The following is a 20,849-nucleotide window of genomic DNA, read 5'->3' as shown; positions in this document are numbered from 1 at the left end:
CTCTCCCCACGAGGGCCCGTCCGCGTCAGACGATCGAAGATCAGTAGAGGAAGGAACCGCCATCATGGCGAAGCTCTCGACCGTCGAGCTGCTCGACGCGTTCAAGGAAATGACGCTGCTCGAGCTGTCCGAGTTCGTGAAGCAGTTCGAGGACACCTTCGGCGTCACCGCCGCCGCGCCGGTCGCGGTCGCGGCGGTCGCCGGTGGTCCCGGCGCCCCCGCTGCTGCCGTCGAGGAGGAGCAGGACGAGTTCGACGTCATTCTCGAGGCCGCTGGCGACAAGAAGATCCAGGTCATCAAGGAGGTGCGCGCCCTGACGAGCCTCGGCCTCAAGGAGGCCAAGGACCTCGTGGACGGCGCGCCGAAGCCGGTCCTGGAGAAGGTCGCCAAGGAGGCGGCGGACAAGGCCAAGGCCGCCCTCGAAGGCGCCGGCGCCACCGTCACCGTCAAGTAGTTCCGCGGCGAGGTTCCTCCCGGCTCGGCGAAGCCGGAGCCGGGAGAACCTCGCCGCGTACCCGTCGGGCCGACGGCGCGATTGGCGTCGCCGGCCCCGCACGGTCTCCCGTGAGCCGTGCCGGCCCCCACAGTGGCCCCGGAGCCTCCGAGCTCTTGGGGACCCACCGGGCCCGGCACGGCTCACGTCGTTGCGGGGGGCGCCGCTGAGGGCCGCCCCGTGCCGCGGTCGCGGCTGGTAGTCGGCCCTGTGCGACGGAGTGGGCCGCTGGCGGCCGTACGAGGCCCGACAGGGGTAACGGCTACCCCCCGACGCCGTCGACGCCCTGAGGGCCTCGTCGCCCGCGGATCGGTGAGCGGTGTCGTCGCCGGCGCGGCTGGGGCCCACACCCCGGCCCCACACCCCGGCCCCACACCCCGGCCCCACACCCCGGCCCCACACCCCGGCCCCACACCCCGGCCCCACACCCCGGCCTCACACCCAGGGGACCGGTACGCGCCGAGGTCGGTCCTGGCTCGGTCCAGGTGAGATGGGTTACGGTCCATCACCGGCGCTCCCGGAGCTGCGGGCGGGAGCCGGTGGGGGTGGCCGCGGCGGGCGCGTGCCGGCCGCCGGCGGCGGGGCGGCGGACCGGGGCCGAGGCCCCGCCAGGCGAGAGGCCTCGGCGGCCGCCGACGTGGATCGACGTCGCGGTGGGTGGCCGTGCGGTGGCCGGCCCGGCGGAGTTGTCCGATGCTGGTTGGACCCGTCCGACGTACGGCCAGGACCGGTGGGACGGCGGGGCCCGCGCGGCCTCGGCTGGCCTTCCGGGCGAGTGTGCCAGGGGCGGCACGAGCGGCAGATCGGTAACTAACCGCTCATGGGGTCCGTCTGAGGGGTTGACTGCATCGCCCACAACGGAGTTCCATCATTTGGCGGACCACCGCCGCGATCTGGCGAAGTCGGGCAGGCTAACGCCCTGTGAGGAGCGCCCCGTTGGGGGCGCGCCGCGTGGGGACGGCCCACCCGGCGGCGGCCAGGCGGCACACCGCCGGACGTGCCGGGACTCGACGAGGGGCCGGGTAGGACCGGCGGCGGCGAGGCGAAGCGGTGGCCGAGAAACGGTCGAGAGGCGCCCTCAGGGTGCCCGACCCACAGGTGAAAGGAAGGCGGGACAGGCGGGAACACGGCAGGTCGGACGCAGGCAGCAAGATCGCCGAAATACAGCGCGAGAGTGTGCACCACGAACATGACGACGGGGCTTGTCAGCAGTGCGGCCTGAGGCTACACTGCTAGTTTGCGCTGTCCTTTTCGTTGCACTGGGCCTGTCAGATCCGTTCCCGCCACCCGTGGTGGTCTCGCCGGCATCCCTCCCGCTGGGCCGTCGGCGCCCCGCCATCTCCGCCGGGACCGGCGTCTGATGCGTCCCGTGCGATGACCGGGAACAGCGCGCCCGGTTCGCCGGCTTGCTTCCCGTAGGGACAGCTTCGCCGGAGGCCACGACGTCTGCCAGGGGGCGGTTTCTCGGACCCGGTGTCGCGCTACGCGCGGCCGAACGGGTCAGGGAGAGCTTCTGAGGTCTTACGTCCGGCCGAGCCGGGTCCGACCCGGACCGCACGACCGCCTGCCCGCCCCAAAGAGGACTCCACGCCTGCTCGCTGGCCTTCGGCCAGCTTCGCCAAGACCCGATGCCGGGGAACGTCCCGGATCGCCCGCTCGCGCGTGTCGCGCGTCCGGGGATCCGCCGCTCTCGGGCTCCGGATGTCTGGTGTGAGCGGGGGTGGCGGTACTCACCAGAGACAACCGGCCGACTACCCCGCAGTCGCCGCGTGTAAACGCGGCGAGACACTGATCACCTGACCACCCCGACGGCTCGTCGGCATCTCCCGCCCGATGCCAGGCCACCGGAAGGACCACCTTGGCCGCCTCGCGCTCCGCCTCCCGCATCTCGTTCGCCAAGATTGTCGAGCCCCTTGAGGTCCCGGATCTACTTGCCCTGCAGACCCAGTCCTTCGACTGGCTGATCGGCAGCGATGCCTGGCAGGAGAGGGTCCAGGACTCCGTCGACGCCGGCCGCGACGATGTACCGCTGACTTCCGGTCTCGAGGAGGTCTTCGAGGAGATCTCTCCGATCGAGGACTTCTCGGGCTCCATGTCCCTTTCGTTCCGGGATCACCGGTTCGAGCCGCCCAAGTACTCCGTCGAGGAGTGCAAGGACAAGGACATGACGTTCTCGGCGCCGATGTTCGTCACCGCCGAGTTCACCAACAACACCACCGGTGAGATCAAGAGCCAGACCGTGTTCATGGGCGACTTCCCGCTCATGACCACGAAGGGCACCTTCGTCATCAACGGCACCGAGCGGGTGGTCGTCAGCCAGCTCGTCCGTTCGCCCGGCGTGTACTTCGAGAAGTCGCTCGACAAGACGTCCGACAAGGACCTGTTCTCCTGCAAGGTGATCCCGTCCCGGGGTGCCTGGCTGGAGTTTGAGATCGACAAGCGTGACACCGTTGGCGTCCGCATCGACCGCAAGCGCCGCCAGTCCGTCACCGTGCTGCTCAAGGCGCTCGGCTGGGACGAGGCCCGCATCCTGGAGCGCTTCGGCGACTACCCGTCGATGCGGGTCACCCTGGAGAAGGACCACACCTCCGGCCAGGACGACGCGCTGCTGGACATCTACCGCAAGCTGCGGCCGGGTGAGCCGCCGACGCGTGAGTCCGCCCAGACGCTGCTGGAGAACCTCTTCTTCAACCCGAAGCGCTACGACCTGGCCAAGGTCGGCCGCTACAAGGTGAACAAGAAGCTGGAGCTGCACGTCGAGGGCGCCACCGGCGTGCTCACCGAGGACGACATCGTCCGCACGATCGAGTACGTCGTGAAGCTGCACGAGGGCACCGACCCGGCCTACGAAGTGGACGACATCGACCACTTCGGCAACCGGCGGCTGCGCACGGTCGGCGAGCTGATCCAGAACCAGGTGCGGCTCGGCCTCGCCCGGATGGAGCGGGTCGTCCGCGAGCGGATGACCACCCAGGACGTCGAGGCGATCACGCCGCAGACCCTGATCAACATCCGGCCGGTCGTCGCCTCCATCAAGGAGTTCTTCGGCACCAGCCAGCTGTCCCAGTTCATGGACCAGACCAACCCGCTGGCCGGCCTGACCCACAAGCGCCGCCTGTCGGCGCTCGGCCCCGGTGGTCTGTCCCGTGAGCGGGCCGGCATGGAGGTCCGGGACGTCCACCCGAGCCACTACGGCCGGATGTGCCCGATCGAGACGCCGGAAGGCCCGAACATCGGCCTCATCGGCTCGCTGTCGACGTTCGCGCGGGTCAACCCGTTCGGGTTCGTCGAGACCCCGTACCGCAAGGTCGTCGCCGGCCGGGTCACCGACCAGATCGACTACCTGACCGCGGACGAGGAGGACCGGCACGTCGTCGCCCAGGCGAACGCCCCGCTGACCGCGGACGGCTCCTTCGCCGAGGACCGGGTGCTCGTCCGACGCAAGGGCGGCGAGGTCGAGTTCATCCCGCCGGACGAGGTCGACTACATGGACGTCTCGCCGCGCCAGATGGTGTCGGTCGCGACCGCCATGATCCCGTTCCTGGAGCACGACGACGCGAACCGCGCGCTCATGGGCTCCAACATGCAGCGCCAGTCCGTGCCGCTGCTGCGTTCGGAGTCGCCGCTGGTCGGCACCGGCATGGAGGCCCGCGCGGCCAAGGACGCCGGCGACGTCGTCGTCTGCCAGCAGGCCGGTGTGGTCGAGGACCTGTCCGCCGACTACATCACCGTCATGCATGACGACGGCACCCGGCGCACCTACCGGCTGGCCAAGTTCCGCCGCTCCAACCAGGGCACCTGCATCAACCAGAAGCCGATCGTCGACGAGGGTGCCCGCGTCGAGGCCGGCCAGGTGATCGCGGACGGCCCGTGCACCGACAACGGCGAGATGGCGCTCGGCAAGAACCTGCTGGTCGCCTTCATGCCGTGGGAGGGGCACAACTACGAGGACGCGATCATCCTCTCCCAGCGGCTGGTCCAGGACGACGTCCTCTCCTCGATCCACATCGAGGAGCACGAGGTCGACGCCCGGGACACCAAGCTGGGCCCGGAGGAGATCACCCGCGACATCCCGAACGTCGCCGAGGAGGTCCTCGCGGACCTCGACGAGCGCGGCATCATCCGGATCGGCGCCGAGGTGAACCCCGGCGACGTCCTGGTCGGCAAGGTCACGCCCAAGGGCGAGACCGAGCTGACCCCGGAGGAGCGGCTGCTGCGCGCGATCTTCGGTGAGAAGGCCCGGGAGGTCCGGGACACCTCGCTGAAGGTGCCGCACGGCGAGTCCGGCAAGGTCATCGGCGTCCGGGTGTTCTCCCGCGAGGACGGCGACGAGCTCCCGCCCGGCGTGAACGAGCTGGTCCGGGTCTACGTCGCCCAGAAGCGCAAGATCACCGATGGTGACAAGCTCGCCGGCCGTCACGGCAACAAGGGCGTCATCGCGAAGATCATGCCGCAGGAGGACATGCCGTTCCTCGAGGACGGCACCCCGGTCGACGTCGTGCTGAACCCGCACGGTGTGCCGCGGCGTATGAACATCGGCCAGATCCTGGAGACCCACCTCGGGTGGGTCGCCAAGACCGGCTGGCAGGTGGACTCGGGTGACGAGGAGTGGAAGGAGCGGCTCCGTTCGATCGGGGTCGACTCGGCCGCGCCGGGCACCAACGTCGCCACCCCGGTGTTCGACGGTGCTCGCGAGGAGGAGATCACCGGCCTGCTCGACGCCACCCTGCCCAACCGGGACGGCGTCCAGCTGATCGGGTCGTCGGGCAAGGCCAAGCTGTTCGACGGCCGCACCGGCGAGCAGTACCCGTACCCGGTCGCGGTCGGCTACATCTACATCCTCAAGCTGCTGCACCTCGTCGACGACAAGATCCACGCTCGCTCGACCGGCCCCTACTCGATGATCACTCAGCAGCCGCTGGGTGGTAAGGCGCAGTTCGGTGGCCAGCGGTTCGGCGAGATGGAGGTGTGGGCGCTGGAGGCGTATGGCGCCGCCTACGCCCTGCAGGAGCTACTGACGATCAAGTCCGACGACGTGCACGGTCGCGTCAAGGTCTACGAGGCGATCGTCAAGGGCGAGAACATCCCGGAGCCCGGTATCCCCGAGTCCTTCAAGGTGCTCATCAAGGAAATGCAGTCGCTGTGCCTGAACGTCGAGGTGCTCTCCAGCGACGGCGTCCAGATCGAGATGCGCGACACCGACGAGGATGTGTTCCGGGCGGCGGAGGAGCTTGGGATCGACCTGTCCCGGCGGGAGCCGAGCAGCGTCGAAGAGGTGTGAGTGGCCGACCGGCCCGCCCGTAACCCGCGGGCGGGCCGGTCCGGCCCACACACCGACTGAGCGTCCGACACGAGAAAGAGAGAGCAGGCGACAGTCTTGCTGGACGTCAACTTCTTCGACGAGCTGCGCATCGGCCTGGCCACCGCGGACGACATCCGCCAGTGGTCGCACGGCGAGGTCAAGAAGCCGGAGACCATCAACTACCGCACCCTGAAGCCGGAGAAGGACGGGCTCTTCTGCGAGAAGATCTTCGGTCCGACCCGGGACTGGGAGTGCTACTGCGGTAAGTACAAGCGGGTCCGGTTCAAGGGCATCATCTGTGAGCGCTGCGGCGTCGAGGTGACTCGCGCGAAGGTGCGCCGTGAGCGGATGGGCCACATCGAGCTGGCCGCGCCCGTCACGCACATCTGGTACTTCAAGGGTGTGCCGAGCCGGCTCGGCTACCTGCTCGACCTGGCGCCGAAGGACCTTGAGAAGGTCATCTACTTCGCCGCCTACATGATCACCAAGGTCGACGTCGACGGGCGTCACCGTGACCTGCCGACCCTCGAAGCCCGCATCGGCGTCGAGAAGCAGGGCATGGAGGACCGCAAGAACGCGGACGTCGAGGCCCGCCAGCGCAAGCTGGAGTCCGACCTGGCCCAGCTCGAGGCCGAGGGCGCCAAGGGCGACGCGCGCCGCAAGGTGCGTGAGTCGGCCGAGCGCGAGATGCGCCAGATCCGCGACCGCGCCCAGCGCAAGATCGACGATCTGGACCGCGTCTTCGACCGGTTCAAGAGCATGAAGGTCCAGGACCTGGAGCCGGACGAGCTGCTCTACCGCGAGCTGCGCGACCGGTTCGGCCAGTACTTCGAGGGCGGCATGGGCGCCGAGGCGCTCCAGCGCCGGCTCGCCGACTTCGACCTGGACGCCGAGGCCGAGTCGCTGCGGGAGACCATCCGCACCGGCAAGGGTCAGAAGAAGGCCCGCGCGCTCAAGCGGCTCAAGGTCGTCTCGGCCTTCCTGAGCACCCGCAACTCCCCGATGGGGATGGTGCTGGACTGCGTCCCGGTCATCCCGCCGGACCTGCGCCCGATGGTGCAGCTCGACGGTGGCCGCTTCGCCACGTCCGACCTGAACGACCTGTACCGGCGCGTCATCAACCGGAACAACCGGCTGAAGAGGCTGCTGGACCTCGGCGCGCCCGAGATCATCGTCAACAACGAGAAGCGGATGCTGCAGGAGGCCGTCGACGCGCTGTTCGACAACGGCCGCCGCGGCCGTCCGGTCACCGGTCCCGGTAACCGCCCGCTGAAGTCGCTGTCGGACATGCTCAAGGGCAAGCAGGGCCGGTTCCGCCAGAACCTGCTCGGCAAGCGCGTCGACTACTCGGGCCGTTCGGTCATCGTCGTCGGCCCGCAGCTCAAGCTGCACCAGTGCGGCCTGCCCAAGCAGATGGCGCTGGAGCTGTTCAAGCCGTTCGTCATGAAGCGGCTGGTCGACCTCAACCACGCGCAGAACATCAAGTCCGCCAAGCGGATGGTGGAGCGCGCGCGGCCGGTCGTCTGGGACGTGCTCGAAGAGGTCATCACCGAGCACCCCGTGCTGCTGAACCGGGCGCCGACCCTGCACCGTCTCGGCATCCAGGCGTTCGAGCCGCAGCTGGTCGAGGGCAAGGCCATCCAGATCCACCCGCTGGTCTGCACCGCGTTCAACGCGGACTTCGACGGCGACCAGATGGCGGTGCACCTGCCGCTGTCCGCCGAGGCGCAGGCCGAGGCCCGGATCCTGATGCTGTCCAGCAACAACATCCTCTCGCCCGCGTCCGGCCGTCCGCTGGCCATGCCGAGCCTCGACATGGTCACCGGGGTGTACCACCTGTCCCGGCTGGCCGAGGGCGGCGGGCTCGGTGAGGGCCGGTCGTTCTCCAGCGTCGCCGAGGTGCAGATGGCCTACGACGCGCGAGAGGTCGGGCTGCAGTCGCTGATCAAGGTCCGGCTGCGCGACCACACGCCGCCGACCGACTGGGAGGCGCCGGCGGACTGGATCCCGGGTGACCCGTTCACCCTGGAGACGACGTTCGGCCGCTGCCTGCTGAACGAGGCGCTGCCCGAGGGCTACCCGTTCATCAACGAGCTGCTGCACAAGCGCGACCAGGCCGCGATCGTCAACGACCTGGCCGAGCGGTACCCGAAGGCCCAGGTCGCCGCGACCCTGGACGCCCTCAAGAGCGCCGGCTTCTACTGGGCCACCCGGTCCGGTGTCACCGTCGCGATCGAGGACGTCATCGCGCCGCCGAACAAGGGCGAGATCCTCGCCAAGTTCGAGGACCTGGCCGAGAAGGTCCAGAAGCAGTTCGAGCGTGGCTTCCTGTCCGACGACGAGCGTCGCAGCGAGTTGGTCCAGATCTGGACCAACGCGACGAGCGAGGTCGCGAAGGCGATGGAGGAGAACTTCCCGCCGACCAACCCCGTCGCCACGCTCGTCAACTCGGGCGCGGCCGGAAACATGATGCAGATCCGGCAGCTCGCCGGCATGCGTGGCCTGGTCTCGAACCCGAAGGGCGAGATCATCCCGCGGCCGATCAAGGCGAACTTCCGCGAGGGCCTGTCCGTGCTGGAGTACTTCATCTCCACGCACGGTGCCCGTAAGGGTCTGGCCGACACCGCGCTGCGGACCGCCGACTCCGGCTACCTGACCCGCCGGCTCGTCGACGTCAGCCAGGACGTCATCGTCCGGGACGACGACTGCGGCACCGAGCGCGGCGTCTCCACCCGGATCGCGACCAAGGACGCCCGCACCGGCGTGCTCGTCCGCGACCGGTACGCGGAGACCTCCGCGTACGCGCGGACGCTGGCCCAGGACGCGGTCGACGGGACGGGCGAGGTCATCGTCCCGGCCGGCGCCGACCTCGGCGACGTGGTCATCGGCCAGCTGATCGAGGCCGGGATCGAGACGGTCCGGGTTCGCTCGGCGCTGACCTGCGAGTCCCGCCGCGGCGTGTGCGCCCAGTGCTACGGCCGGTCGCTCGCGACCGGCAAGCTGGTCGACGTCGGCGAGGCGGTCGGCATCGTCGCCGCCCAGTCGATCGGTGAGCCGGGTACCCAGCTGACCATGCGTACCTTCCACGCGGGTGGCGTCGCCGGTGACGACATCACCCAGGGTCTGCCGCGTGTCGTCGAGCTCTTCGAGGCCCGTAGCCCCAAGGGCAAGGCGCCGATCAGCGAGGTCGTCGGCCGAGTCAAGATCGAGGAGACGGACAAGACCCTCAAGGTCGTCATCGTCCCCGACGACGGCTCGGAGGAGATGCCCTACCCGGTGCCGCGGCGCTCGCGCCTGCGGGTCGCCGAGGGCGAGCACATCGAGGTGGGCACTCAGCTCATCGACGGTGCGGTCGACCCGCACGAGGTGCTGCGCATCCTCGGGCCACGCCAGGTGCAGCTGCACCTCGTCGACCAGGTCCAGGAGGTGTACCGGTCGCAGGGTGTGTCGATCCACGACAAGCACATCGAGATCATCATCCGCCAGATGCTCAAGCGGGTGAACGTGCTGGAGTCGGGTGAGACGACGCTGCTGCCCGGCGAGCTGGTCGAGCGGGGCAGGTTCGAGGCCGAGAACCGTCGCGTCGTCGAGGCCAACGGCCAGCCGGCGTCGGCCCGGCCGGTGCTGATGGGTATCACCAAGGCGTCGCTGGCCACCGAGTCGTGGCTGTCGGCTGCCTCCTTCCAGGAGACCACCCGAGTGCTCACCGACGCGGCGATCAACGCCCGGTCGGACTCGCTGGTCGGCCTGAAGGAGAACGTCATCATCGGCAAGCTCATCCCGGCTGGTACCGGCATCACCCGGTACCGCAACATCCGGGTCGAGCCGACCGAGGAGGCGCGGGCCCAGATGTACACGGTCGGCGGCTTCGAGGACGGCGGCACGGTCGAGTACGGCGCCTTCGGCACCGGCAGCGGCCAGGCCGTCCCGCTCGATGAGTTCGACTTCGGCAGCCGCGACTACCGTTAGTCAGTACCCGCACCGCACGACGGCGGGCGTCCCCTCGGGGGCGCCCGCCGTTTCGTTGAGGGGCTTGATCGCGAGTTGCGCCCTCCGGTGGTTGTGGGCGGGCCGGATTCACGACCACCAGAGGGCTGAAACGGCGATCATCACGCGCGGGCTGACCGGACCACCAGGCACGAGTCGATCGGCTCCGGGTCCCTACGAGGCGTTGGCGGCCTCGTACAGCTCGCGGTAGGCCCCGACCAGGGCTGGGAGGGAGTAGTGGGCGTTGAGGCCACTGGGGTTCGGCAGCAGCCAGACGCCGACCGGCCCGAGGTGGTCGGGCTGACGGCCGACCGTTGCCTTCTTTACGCCGAAGGCGGTCCGGTAGGCGCCGAGGCCGAGGAAGGCCAGCCACCCGGGCTGGTACCGGTCGACGGTGGCGGTGAGCCGGCCCACGCCGGCGCGGATCTCGTCGTCGCTGATCTCGTCCGCGCGGGCGGTGGCCCGGTTCACGATGTTGGTGATGCCGATGCCGCGGGCGAGCAGCTCGTCGGTCTCGGAGGGGTGCAGTTGGCGGTCGGTGAACCCGGCCTGGTGCAGGGTTGCCCACAGCCGGTTCGCGGTGCCCCCGAAGTGAAAACCGGTCGCGCCGGCGGCGAGCGACGGGTTGATCCCGCAGATCAGTACCTTCAGGCCGGGCCTGATCAGGTCTGGGACCGCGCGACCGTAGGCCGCCAGTAGCTCCGCGCGTGCCGGCTTCCGCCTTGGGTCGGCGGCTGCCGCCGAGGCCGTCAGGCTGCGAGGAGCAGAGGTGTGCTCGCCCGCTGCTGGCTCACTACCTGGGCTTTCGCCGGGCTCGGCCGCCGTCGCGGCGCTCCTGGTCGGCATGAGCGCTCCCCTCATCATCAACCGGAATCGGCGACCCACCGTCAGCCCCGGACTTGCCCCTGCCGGCCAGCTTGATCGCCGCTTTGGCCCTCCGGTGGTTGTACTCATGGACGATTCACGGCCATGGGAGGGCGTAGGTAGCGATCAGGGCAGTGCTGGCTGGCGGTCGGTTCGCGCCAACTTGGCGTTTTGCCTGCACTCAGCCTGCCAGAGCGGCACAATGGGCCCCGCAGGCCGGGTATGTCAGTCACGCGGTAACACAACGCAACATGGGCGAGACGTGGGGCCGGTACAACGGTTCCAACGCAACGGGACAGCTGGCCCCATAGCCAGCGCACGACACGTCAACGGCGACGAACGACTGGGACGCGTCCTCGCGGGAGGCGGGACGCCTGAGCTCCGGTAGCGCCCGGCGGGCGGCCGACTGGCCGTGGGCGCAAAGGAGACCCGGTTCGACACTTGACGTGGGCGTGGAGTAATGTTGCGTCCTGTGGCCGGAGTCCGCGTGGCTCCGGCGTGTGTCCTGCGCCTCGACACGATGCGGTCGGCTGGCGCTGTGGCGAGTTGGGTAAGCCTGGTTGCTGTCCTTCAGACGGCTTCCGGCTAGCCCGTGATGCGAGTCGGGCAAGTCTGGCGCCTGTCCTCAGGGCAGCGTCGGCAAGCTCGTGATGCTGACCCGGGGGGCGACCCCTGGACCCGAAGGGCCCTAGCGGCTCGGGAGTGGGTTGCGGCCCTCAGCGCGCATCGCGGGTTAGCCTGTCGCTGTTACAGAACGGTGTCAGGTAGACTTGTGGCGATGATCTAGGTCCGGGCGAGTCTGTCCGGGTCGGATGAAGCAAGCCGCCGGAACGCGGGTGACCCTCTGGGTATCCCCGGGTGTACCAGCGGTGCGCGTGCGTCAGTCTGACCGCCGTCAGCGACTGTCGGTGCCCGTCTCATCCCGAGACCTGCCTCCAGGTGGGCCTCGTCGGTGGGCGGGCGCTCGATAAGCCGGTAAGTGCGCTCCCTCTGGGACAGATCGGCCTCGGCCGGTAGGTGCTGGCGGGCGCGACACGCCCGACCGCGTGGGTCGGCGGAACACACGATGGGCCACCTGGGCGCCGACTTCGGTCAGCTCCGGAGCCCGTGATTTTCCCCGAGGGGCGACCCTCGGACCCCCGGACCACGGGGGACAACGGCACCACGAGAAGGACGAGAACGGGAGCGGCGTTGCCCACGATCCAGCAGCTGGTCCGGAAGGGCCGGCAGGACAAGGTCGAGAAGACCAAGACCCCGGCTCTCAAGGGGAGCCCGCAGCGCCGTGGCGTGTGCACTCGCGTCTACACGACCACGCCCAAGAAGCCGAACTCGGCGCTGCGCAAGGTCGCGCGTGTCCGGCTTTCCAGCGGGATCGAGGTCACGGCGTACATCCCGGGTGTGGGCCACAACCTCCAGGAGCACTCGATGGTCCTGGTGCGCGGCGGGCGAGTGAAGGACCTTCCGGGCGTTCGCTACAAGATCGTTCGCGGGGCGTTGGACACGCAGGGTGTCCGTAACCGCAAGCAGGCTCGTAGCCGCTACGGAGCGAAGAAGGAGAAGGGCTAATGCCACGCAAGGGGCCCGCTCCCAAGCACGCTGTCGTCGTCGACCCGGTGTACGGGTCGCCGCTGGTGACCTCTCTGGTCAACAAGGTGCTGATGAGCGGCAAGAAGTCGATTGCCGAGCGGATCGTCTACGGCGCGCTCGAGGGTGCCCGGGAGAAGACCGGCAACGACCCCGTGGTCACCCTCAAGCGGGCGCTGGACAACGTCAAGCCGACGCTGGAGGTGCGTAGCCGCCGGGTCGGTGGCGCCACCTACCAGGTGCCGATCGAGGTCCGCGCCGGCCGCAGCACCACGCTGGCGCTGCGCTGGCTGGTCGCGTACTCGCGTGGCCGGCGTGAGAAGACGATGACCGAGCGGCTCATGAACGAGCTGATCGACGCGAGCAACGGCCTCGGCGCGAGCGTGAAGCGCCGGGAGGACACCCACAAGATGGCCGAGTCCAACAAGGCCTTCGCCCACTACCGCTGGTGATCTGTCATGGCTGACGTACGTGCCGCCCTGGCCACGACCCGAAACATCGGGATCATGGCCCACATCGACGCGGGCAAGACCACGACGACCGAGCGCATCCTGTTCTACACCGGTGTGAACTACAAGATCGGTGAAGTTCACGACGGCGGCGCCACGATGGACTGGATGCCGCAGGAGCAGGAGCGGGGGATCACCATCACCTCCGCGGCCACCACCTGTGTCTGGCGCGACCACACCATCAACATCATCGACACTCCGGGCCACGTCGACTTCACCGTCGAGGTGGAGCGGTCGCTGCGCGTCCTCGACGGCGCCGTGGCGGTCTTCGACGCCGTCGCCGGCGTCGAGCCGCAGAGCGAGACCGTGTGGCGCCAGGCCGACCGCTACCACGTGCCGCGGATCGCCTTCGTCAACAAGATGGACCGGGTCGGCGCGGAGTTCCACCGCTGCGTCGAGATGATGATCGAGCGTCTCGACGCGACGCCGGCCGTCATCCAGCTGCCGTGGGGAGTCGAGTCCGACTTCAAGGGCGTCATCGATCTGATCCGCATGAAGGGTCTGATCTGGCAGTCCGAGGACAAGGGCGCCTCCTACGACGTCGTCGACATCCCGCGTGACCACCAAGAGGCCGCGCAGGAATGGCGCGAGAAGCTCCTCGAGACCGTCGCCGAGAACGACGACGCGCTCATGGAGAAGTACCTCGAGGGCGAGGAGCCGACCGAGGAGGAGTTGCTCGCCGGTATCCGGCGCGCCACCCTCGCCAGCTCGATCAACCCGGTGATGTGCGGCACGGCGTTCAAGAACAAGGGCGTGCAGCCCATGCTCGACGCCATTGTCGACTTCCTGCCCAGCCCGACCGACGTCGGCGAGACCACCGGCCACCAGCCGGGTCGCGAGGACGTCGAGGTCAAGCGGGCCGCCAGCGAGGACGAGCCGTTCTCGGCGCTGGCCTTCAAGATCATGTCGGACCCGTTCGTGGGCAAGCTGACCTACATCCGGGTGTACTCCGGCAAGCTCGCTTCCGGTTCCGCGGTGCTCAACTCGACCAAGGACCGCAAGGAGCGGATCGGCCGCATCCTGCAGATGCACGCCAACCACCGGGAAGACCGGGATGGCGTCGGCGCCGGCCAGATCGTCGCGGTCGTCGGGCTGAAGAACACCACCACCGGTGACACGCTCTGCGACCCGAACGCGCCGGTCGTGCTCGAGTCGATGACCTTCCCTGCCCCCGTCATCCACGTCGCGATCGAGCCGAAGACGAAGGTCGACCAGCAGAAGCTGGGTACGGCGATCCAGCGGCTGGCCGAGGAGGACCCGACCTTCCAGGTCAGGACCGACGAGGAGACCGGCCAGACGGTCATCTCCGGCATGGGCGAGCTGCACCTTGAGGTGCTGGTCGACCGGATGAAGCGCGAGTACAGCGTCGACGCCAACGTCGGCCGCCCGCAGGTCGCCTACCGCGAGACCATCCGCCGCAAGGTGGAGAAGGTCGACTACACCCACAAGAAGCAGACTGGTGGTTCTGGCCAGTACGCTCGGGTGATCATCGACCTGGAGCCTTCCGGCGGCGATGGCGGTGGCTACGAGTTCTCGAACAAGGTCACCGGTGGCCGCATCCCCAAGGAGTACATCCCCTCGGTGGACGCGGGCTGCCAGGAGGCCATGGAGTTCGGTGTGCTCGCCGGCTACCCGCTGGTCGACGTCAAGGTCACCCTGCAGGACGGCCAGTACCACGACGTCGACTCGTCCGAGCTGGCCTTCAAGATCGCCGGATCGATGGCGTTCAAGGAGGCGGCACGCAGGGCCGACCCGGTCCTGCTCGAGCCGATGATGTCGGTCGAGGTGACGACTCCCGAGGACTACATGGGTGACGTCATCGGTGACCTGAACTCGCGGCGCGGCCAGATCCAGGCGATGGACGAGCGCGGTGGCTCCCGGATCATCCGGGCGCTGGTGCCGCTGTCGGAGATGTTCGGCTACGTCGGCGACCTGCGGTCGAAGACGTCGGGCCGGGCGAACTACTCCATGCAGTTCGACTCCTACGCCGAAGTTCCCGGCAACGTCGCGAAGGAAATCATCGCGAAGGCTCGGGGCGAATAGACGGGTCCGTCCCGCCAGCAATCCCACAAGCGAAGCACAGCACGACACCACCCGTCCTTGGAGGGACACCCGTGGCGAAGCAGAAGTTCGAGCGGACCAAACCGCACGTCAACATTGGCACCATCGGTCACATTGACCATGGCAAGACCACGCTGACGGCGGCGATCACGAAGGTCCTGCACGACGCCCACCCGGACCTGAACCCGTTCACCCCGTTCGACCAGATCGACAAGGCGCCCGAGGAGAAGGCCCGCGGTATCACCATCTCCATCGCGCACGTCGAATACCAGACGGACGCCCGGCACTACGCGCACGTCGACTGCCCGGGTCACGCCGACTACATCAAGAACATGATCACCGGTGCCGCGCAGATGGACGGCGCGATCCTGGTCGTGTCGGCGACCGACGGCCCGATGCCGCAGACGAAGGAGCACGTGCTCCTCGCTCGTCAGGTCGGCGTGCCGTACATCGTCGTCGCCCTGAACAAGGCCGACATGGTCGACGACGAGGAGATCCTGGAGCTCGTCGAGCTCGAGGTTCGCGAGCTGCTCAGCCAGTACGAGTTCCCGGGTGACGACGTTCCGGTCATCCGTGTCTCCGCTCTGAAGGCCCTCGAGGGCGACAAGGAGTGGGGCGCGAAGCTCCTCGAGCTCATGGCCGCGGTCGACGAGTCGATCCCCGAGCCGGTGCGCGACATCGAGAAGCCGTTCCTCATGCCGATCGAGGACGTCTTCACGATCACCGGTCGTGGCACGGTCGTCACCGGCCGAGTCGAGCGCGGCATCGTCAAGGTGTCGGAGACCGTCGAGATCGTCGGCATCAAGAACGAGACCCAGACCACCACGGTCACGGGTGTCGAGATGTTCCGCAAGCTGCTCGACCAGGGCCAGGCCGGTGACAACGTCGGTCTGCTCCTGCGCGGCATCAAGCGTGAGGACGTCGAGCGCGGCCAGGTCGTCGTGAAGCCGAAGAGCATCACGCCGCACACCAACTTCGAGGCCCGCGTCTACATCCTGAACAAGGACGAAGGCGGCCGTCACACGCCGTTCTTCAACAACTACCGTCCGCAGTTCTACTTCCGGACGACCGACGTGACCGGCGTCGTGACCCTCCCCGAGGGCACCGAGATGGTCATGCCGGGCGACAACACCGAGATGGTCGTTGAGCTGATCCAGCCCATCGCCATGGAGGAGGGCCTGCGGTTCGCCATCCGTGAGGGTGGCCGTACCGTCGGCGCCGGTCAGGTCCTGAAGGTCATCAAGTAGTGGGTGGGAGGTGCCGCGCGCGGTGCCGAAAGGTCCGCGCGCAGCACCTCCCTCCGTTTGCGCGAAGCATGACCGCCGCCGGCGGGGCCTCGGCTCCGTTCGGCGGTATGGGTCCCTGAACCCGGAGCGTCCGGGAGCGGGGCAAGAAGGAAGTGGTACGCCCGGCGACCGGTGCAATCCCGGAGCCCGGTCGCGGTACCCCGGGTGACGAGACAGACAGGACAGGCGAAGCCCACCATGGCGGCACAGAAGATCCGCATCCGGCTCAAGGCCTATGACCACGAGGTCATCGACAGCTCGGCGCGTAAGATCGTCGAGACCGTGACGCGGACCGGGGCGCAGGTCGCGGGTCCGGTGCCGCTGCCGACGGAGAAGAACATCTACTGCGTCATCCGGTCGCCGCACAAGTACAAGGACAGCCGCGAGCACTTCGAGATGCGCACGCACAAGCGGCTCATTGACATCCTTGACCCGACGCCGAAGACGGTCGACTCGCTCATGCGCCTCGACCTCCCCGCCGGCGTCGACATCGAGATCAAGCTGTAAGGGGCCGGGCGCAGCCATGCTCAACCGAAACTACAGGGGGCTCCTGGGCACCAAGCTCGGGATGACCCAGGTCTGGGACGCGCAGAACCGCGTCGTACCGATCACCGTGATCCAGGCCGGTCCTAACGTCGTGACCCAGGTGAAAACCCCGGACAACGACGGATATGCGGCCGTGCAGCTGGGCTACGGCGAGATCGACCCCCGGAAGACCAACAAGCCGACCCGGGGCCATTTCGCCGCCGCCGGTGTGACTCCGCGCCGCCACCTGGCCGAGCTGCGGACCGCCGACGCGGGCAACTACAGCGCGGGCCTCCAGCTCGACGGCTCGGTCTTCGACGCTGGCACGGTCGTGGACGTCACGGGCACCTCGAAGGGCAAGGGCTTCGCGGGTGTCATGAAGCGGCACGGCTTCAAGGGCCTGGGCGCCGGTCACGGCGTCGAGCGCAAGCACCGCTCGCCGGGCTCGGTCGGCGGTTGCGCCACTCCGGGCCGGGTCTTCAAGGGCCTGCGGATGGCCGGCCGCATGGGCAACGTGCGGGTCACCGTCGCCGGCCTGACCGTGCACGCGGTCGACGCCGAGCGGGGCCTGCTGCTGATCAAGGGCGCGGTTCCCGGTGTGGACGGCGGGCTGGTCTTCGTGCGCAGCGCCGCCAAGCGGCCCGCGCCGGCCGACTTCGCACCGTCGGACGCCCAGAAGGTTGAGGTGTCGGCGTGACTGAGACAACAGGCCAAGAGCGGGCCCGGACGTTTCGTAAGGCCCCCGTCGGCGAGGCGCGGACCGTCACGGTCCACGCCCCGGCTGGTGGCGAAGGCGGTACCGCGGAGCTTCCTGGCGAGATCTTCGACGTTCAGGTGAACGTCCCGCTGATCCACCAGGTCGTCGTGGCCCAGCAGGCCGCGGCCCGCCAGGGCACCCACGACACCAAGACCCGCGGTGAGGTCAGGGGCGGTGGCAAGAAGCCGTACCGGCAGAAGGGCACCGGCCGCGCGCGGCAGGGCTCGCTGCGCGCCCCGCAGTTCGCCGGCGGTGGCACCGTGCACGGCCCGACGCCGCGCAACTACGACCAGCGGACCCCGAAGAAGATGAAGGCGGCCGCGCTGCGCGGTGCCCTCTCGGACCGGGCCCGCAACAACCGGGTGCACGTCGTCTCCTCGTTCGTGGACGGCGAGACGCCGTCGACGAAGGCCGCGCTCAGCGCGCTGCTGGAGATCGCGAGCAGCCGGCGGGTGCTGGTCGTCGTGGAGCGGACCGACGAGCTCACCTGGAAGAGCCTGCGCAACGTCTCGACGGTGCACCTGCTCGACCCGGGCCAGCTGAACACCTACGACGTGATGATCAGCGACGACGTCGTCTTCACCCAGGGCGCGCTCGCCTCGTTCATCGGCCGGGGCAAGGCGCAGGAGGCAGACCAGTGATCCCCGACCCGCGGGACATCATCCTGAAGCCGGTTGTCTCGGAGAAGAGCTACGGCCTGCTCGACGAGAACGTCTACACGTTCATCGTCCGCCCGGACGCGAACAAGACCCAGATCAAGATCGCGATCCAGCAGATCTTCAACGTCCGGGTGCTGAGCGTCAACACCATCAACCGGGCCGGCAAGCGTAAGCGGACCAAGTACGGCTGGGGCCAGCGCAAGGCCACCAAGCGCGCCATGGTCAGCCTCGCCCCCGGCGACTCCATCGAGATCTTCGGTGGCCCGGGCGCGTAACGGAGAGCTGGATTAGTCATGGGAATTCGTCGTTACAAGCCCACCACTCCGGGGCGCCGCGGCTCGAGCGTGGCCGACTTCGCCGAGATCACGCGTGACCACCCGGAGAAGTCGCTTGTCCGTCCGCTGCACTCCAAGGGCGGCCGCAACGCGCACGGCCGGATCACCACCCGTCACCAGGGTGGCGGCCACAAGCGCGCCTACCGCGTCATCGACTTCCGTCGGGACAAGGACGGCGTGCCGGCCAAGGTCGCGCACATCGAGTACGACCCGAACCGCACTGCCCGGATCGCGCTGCTGCACTACGCGGACGGCGAGAAGCGGTACATCGTCGCCCCGGTGAAGCTCAAGCAGGGTGACACGGTCAGCTCGGGCGTCGGCGCGGACATCAAGCCGGGCAACGCCCTGCCGCTGCGCAACATCCCGACCGGTACCGTGATCCACAACGTCGAGCTGCGGCCCGGCGGCGGTGCCAAGATCGCCCGTAGCGCCGGCGTGAGCGTCCAGCTCGTCGCGAAGGACGGCCCGTACGCCCAGCTGCGGATGCCCTCCGGTGAGATGCGCAAGGTCGACGTCCGCTGCCGCGCGACGGTCGGCGAGGTCGGCAACGCGGAGCAGAGCAACATCAACTGGGGCAAGGCCGGCCGGATGCGCTGGAAGGGCCGTCGCCCGACCGTGCGTGGTGTCGCCATGAACCCGGTCGACCACCCGCACGGTGGTGGTGAGGGCAAGACCTCCGGTGGTCGCCACCCGGTGAACCCGAAGGGCCGCCCCGAGGGCCGGACCAGGGCCACCCGCAAGGCCAGCGACAAGCTCATCGTGAGCAACCGCAAGAAGGCGAAGCGCCGGTGAGCGCGCTAACCCGCGCAACCAGCGCCGAGAACCACCACTGAGCAGGGAGGAGGAGACACAATGCCACGCAGCCTGAAGAAGGGCCCGTTCGTCGACGACCACCTGCTCAAGAAGGTGGACGTCCAGAACGAGAAGGGCACCAAGCACGTCATCAAGACGTGGTCGCGGCGCTCGACGATCATTCCGGACATGCTGGGCCACACCATCGCGGTGCACGACGGCCGCAAGCACGTTCCGGTGTTCATCACGGAGGGCATGGTCGGTCACAAGCTCGGGGAGTTCGCCCCGACTCGGACCTTCCGCGGTCACGTGAAGGAAGACCGGAGGTCACGCCGTGGCTGACGATCTCGTCGACGGTCTGACCAGGGCCGGTCTGCCTGGCGCGAAGGCCACGGCCCGCTACGTCCGGATCTCGCCGACCAAGGCGCGTCGTGTCGTGGACCTCGTCCGCGGCCGTAACGCCAAGGAGGCGCTCGACATCCTGACGTTCGCCGCGCAGTCCGCCAGCACCGACGTCTACAAGGTGCTGCACAGCGCCATCGCGAACGCCGAGAACAACCACGGCCTCGACCCCGACACGCTGTTCGTCGGCGAGGCGTACGTGGACGAGGGCCCGACGCTGAAGCGGATTCGTCCGCGCGCTCAGGGCCGGGCCTACCGCATCCGCAAGCGGACCAGCCACATCACGATCGTGGTGGAGAGCGTGGCCCCGGCCGCGGACGGCGCCAAGAGCAACAGGAGGGCCCGGTAGTGGGGCAGAAGGTAAACCCGCACGGGTTCCGACTGGGCATCACGTCGGAGTTCACGTCGCGCTGGTACGCCGACAAGCAGTACAAGGCGTACGTCGGCGAGGACGTCAAGATTCGTAAGATGATGTCCAAGGGCATGGAGCGGGCCGGCATCAGCCGGGTCGACATCGAGCGGACCCAGGGCCGGCTGCGGGTCGACATCCACACCGCGCGGCCGGGCATCGTCATCGGCCGCCGCGGCGCGGAGGCCGACCGTATCCGTGGTGACCTCGAGAAGCTGACCGGCAAGCAGGTCCAGCTGAACATCCTCGAGGTCAAGAACCCCGAGGTGGACGCGCAGCTCGTCGCGCAGGGCGTGGCCGAGCAGCTCTCCAGCCGGGTCAGCTTCCGCCGCGCGATGCGCAAGGCGATGCAGACCGCGATGAAGGGCGGCGCGAAGGGCATCCGGGTGCAGTGCTCCGGACGTCTGGGCGGCGCCGAGATGAGCCGGTCGGAGTTCTACCGCGAGGGCCGGGTGCCGCTGCACACCCTGCGGGCGGACATCGACTACGGCTTCTACGAGGCCCGCACGACCTTCGGCCGGATCGGCGTGAAGGTCTGGATCTACAAGGGCGACGTGGTGCAGAGCCGCGCCGAGCGCGAGGCCCAGGAGGCGCTGACCCGTCAGCACCGCCGGGAGCGTCCCGCCCGTCGTGGGCCGCGCTCCGGCTCGTCCGGGACGACCACCGGTGGCACCGAGGCTGGCCGCGCCGCGGCCGCGCGCGAGCGTGGCGAGCGCCGGGGCGGGAAGCCGCAGACGGCGGCTGCCGAGGCTCCGGCCGAGGCGCCTGTCGAGGCCGAGGCCACCGCCGCGCCGGAGACGACCGCCGCGGCGGTCGCGACCCCGGACGTGTCGCCGACGCCGGCCGCCGTCGAGACGGCCGCGCCGGAGAAGGCGGAGGAGTAG

The 20,849-nt window shown here is 68.9% G+C and carries 16 protein-coding genes; 15 read left to right on the top strand and 1 reads right to left on the bottom strand.

Annotated elements, in window-relative coordinates; translation table 11 throughout:
• The first annotated feature begins 64 nt into the window (after positions 1-64).
• The 3 genes from rplL (at position 65) to FRAEUI1C_RS30980 (ending at position 9,764) form a co-directional block, all read left to right on the top strand.
• Positions 65-454, top strand: coding sequence for a 50S ribosomal protein L7/L12 (gene rplL / locus FRAEUI1C_RS30990; protein WP_013427333.1), 390 nt, complete (start codon positions 65-67; stop codon positions 452-454).
• Between the two features lie 1,897 nt (positions 455-2,351).
• Positions 2,352-5,774 (top strand): DNA-directed RNA polymerase subunit beta, encoded by a 3,423-nt coding sequence (rpoB, locus tag FRAEUI1C_RS30985; RefSeq protein ID WP_013427332.1) that lies wholly within the window; start codon positions 2,352-2,354, stop codon positions 5,772-5,774.
• A gap of 96 nt (positions 5,775-5,870) precedes the next feature.
• Positions 5,871-9,764, top strand: coding sequence for a DNA-directed RNA polymerase subunit beta' (locus FRAEUI1C_RS30980; protein WP_013427331.1), 3,894 nt, complete (start codon positions 5,871-5,873; stop codon positions 9,762-9,764).
• A 192-nt stretch (positions 9,765-9,956) separates the two neighbouring features.
• Here the strand turns inward: FRAEUI1C_RS30980 and mug are convergent, their stop codons facing one another.
• Positions 9,957-10,628, bottom strand: coding sequence for a G/U mismatch-specific DNA glycosylase (gene mug, locus FRAEUI1C_RS30975; protein WP_013427330.1), 672 nt, complete (start codon positions 10,626-10,628; stop codon positions 9,957-9,959).
• A 1,209-nt stretch (positions 10,629-11,837) separates the two neighbouring features.
• Here mug and rpsL point away from each other — a divergent pair.
• The 12 genes from rpsL (at position 11,838) to rpsC (ending at position 20,849) form a co-directional block, all read left to right on the top strand.
• Positions 11,838-12,212 (top strand): 30S ribosomal protein S12, encoded by a 375-nt coding sequence (gene rpsL / locus FRAEUI1C_RS30970; protein ID WP_007514810.1) that lies wholly within the window; start codon positions 11,838-11,840, stop codon positions 12,210-12,212.
• On the top strand, positions 12,212-12,682 hold the full coding sequence (gene rpsG / locus FRAEUI1C_RS30965) for a 30S ribosomal protein S7 (RefSeq protein WP_007514811.1): 471 nt from the start codon (positions 12,212-12,214) through the stop codon (positions 12,680-12,682). The genes rpsL and rpsG overlap by 1 nt, the downstream gene beginning before the upstream one ends.
• Positions 12,683-12,688: 6 nt before the next feature.
• Entirely contained in the window at positions 12,689-14,782 is a 2,094-nt protein-coding gene (fusA, locus tag FRAEUI1C_RS30960) for an elongation factor G (protein WP_013427329.1), read from the top strand.
• 71 nt (positions 14,783-14,853) lie between these two features.
• Positions 14,854-16,047, top strand: coding sequence for an elongation factor Tu (gene tuf / locus FRAEUI1C_RS30955; protein WP_013427328.1), 1,194 nt, complete (start codon positions 14,854-14,856; stop codon positions 16,045-16,047).
• 237 nt (positions 16,048-16,284) lie between these two features.
• The gene (rpsJ, locus tag FRAEUI1C_RS30950) at positions 16,285-16,593 is read left to right on the top strand and encodes a 30S ribosomal protein S10 (RefSeq protein WP_007514815.1); all 309 of its coding nucleotides are present in this window, start codon (positions 16,285-16,287) and stop codon (positions 16,591-16,593) included.
• A 16-nt stretch (positions 16,594-16,609) separates the two neighbouring features.
• Entirely contained in the window at positions 16,610-17,308 is a 699-nt protein-coding gene (gene rplC, locus FRAEUI1C_RS30945; protein WP_013427327.1) for a 50S ribosomal protein L3, read from the top strand.
• Positions 17,305-18,009, top strand: coding sequence for a 50S ribosomal protein L4 (rplD, locus tag FRAEUI1C_RS30940; protein ID WP_013427326.1), 705 nt, complete (start codon positions 17,305-17,307; stop codon positions 18,007-18,009). Before rplC ends, rplD begins: the two co-directional genes overlap by 4 nt.
• On the top strand, positions 18,006-18,302 hold the full coding sequence (gene rplW / locus FRAEUI1C_RS30935; RefSeq protein ID WP_013427325.1) for a 50S ribosomal protein L23: 297 nt from the start codon (positions 18,006-18,008) through the stop codon (positions 18,300-18,302). Before rplD ends, rplW begins: the two co-directional genes overlap by 4 nt.
• Before the next feature lie 18 nt (positions 18,303-18,320).
• Positions 18,321-19,154 carry a 50S ribosomal protein L2 gene (gene rplB / locus FRAEUI1C_RS30930; protein WP_013427324.1) on the top strand — a complete coding sequence of 278 codons (834 nt, stop codon included), beginning with the start codon at positions 18,321-18,323 and terminating at the stop codon, positions 19,152-19,154.
• 60 nt (positions 19,155-19,214) lie between these two features.
• Entirely contained in the window at positions 19,215-19,496 is a 282-nt protein-coding gene (gene rpsS, locus FRAEUI1C_RS30925) for a 30S ribosomal protein S19 (RefSeq protein WP_013427323.1), read from the top strand.
• The gene (gene rplV, locus FRAEUI1C_RS30920) at positions 19,489-19,905 is read left to right on the top strand and encodes a 50S ribosomal protein L22 (protein ID WP_013427322.1); all 417 of its coding nucleotides are present in this window, start codon (positions 19,489-19,491) and stop codon (positions 19,903-19,905) included. The genes rpsS and rplV overlap by 8 nt, the downstream gene beginning before the upstream one ends.
• Positions 19,905-20,849, top strand: a complete 945-nt coding sequence (gene rpsC, locus FRAEUI1C_RS30915; protein ID WP_013427321.1) for a 30S ribosomal protein S3 — start codon at positions 19,905-19,907, stop codon at positions 20,847-20,849. Before rplV ends, rpsC begins: the two co-directional genes overlap by 1 nt.

The organism is Pseudofrankia inefficax (assembly GCF_000166135.1).
Classification (GTDB): Bacteria; Actinomycetota; Actinomycetes; order Frankiales; family Frankiaceae; genus Pseudofrankia; species Pseudofrankia inefficax.
The sequence above is the reverse complement of the archived record's forward strand: the minus strand, read 5'-3'. Positions and strand labels throughout refer to the sequence as shown.

Coding starts and splice junctions, on each gene's coding strand:
- rplB (WP_013427324.1), top strand. CDS start 18,321: ATGGGAATTCGTCGTTACAAGCCCACCACTCCGGGGCGCCGCGGCTCG.
- rpsJ (WP_007514815.1), top strand. CDS start 16,285: ATGGCGGCACAGAAGATCCGCATCCGGCTCAAGGCCTATGACCACGAG.
- mug (WP_013427330.1), bottom strand. CDS start 10,628: ATGCCGACCAGGAGCGCCGCGACGGCGGCCGAGCCCGGCGAAAGCCCA.
- rplC (WP_013427327.1), top strand. CDS start 16,610: ATGCTCAACCGAAACTACAGGGGGCTCCTGGGCACCAAGCTCGGGATG.
- rplL (WP_013427333.1), top strand. CDS start 65: ATGGCGAAGCTCTCGACCGTCGAGCTGCTCGACGCGTTCAAGGAAATG.
- rpsS (WP_013427323.1), top strand. CDS start 19,215: ATGCCACGCAGCCTGAAGAAGGGCCCGTTCGTCGACGACCACCTGCTC.
- fusA (WP_013427329.1), top strand. CDS start 12,689: ATGGCTGACGTACGTGCCGCCCTGGCCACGACCCGAAACATCGGGATC.
- rpsG (WP_007514811.1), top strand. CDS start 12,212: ATGCCACGCAAGGGGCCCGCTCCCAAGCACGCTGTCGTCGTCGACCCG.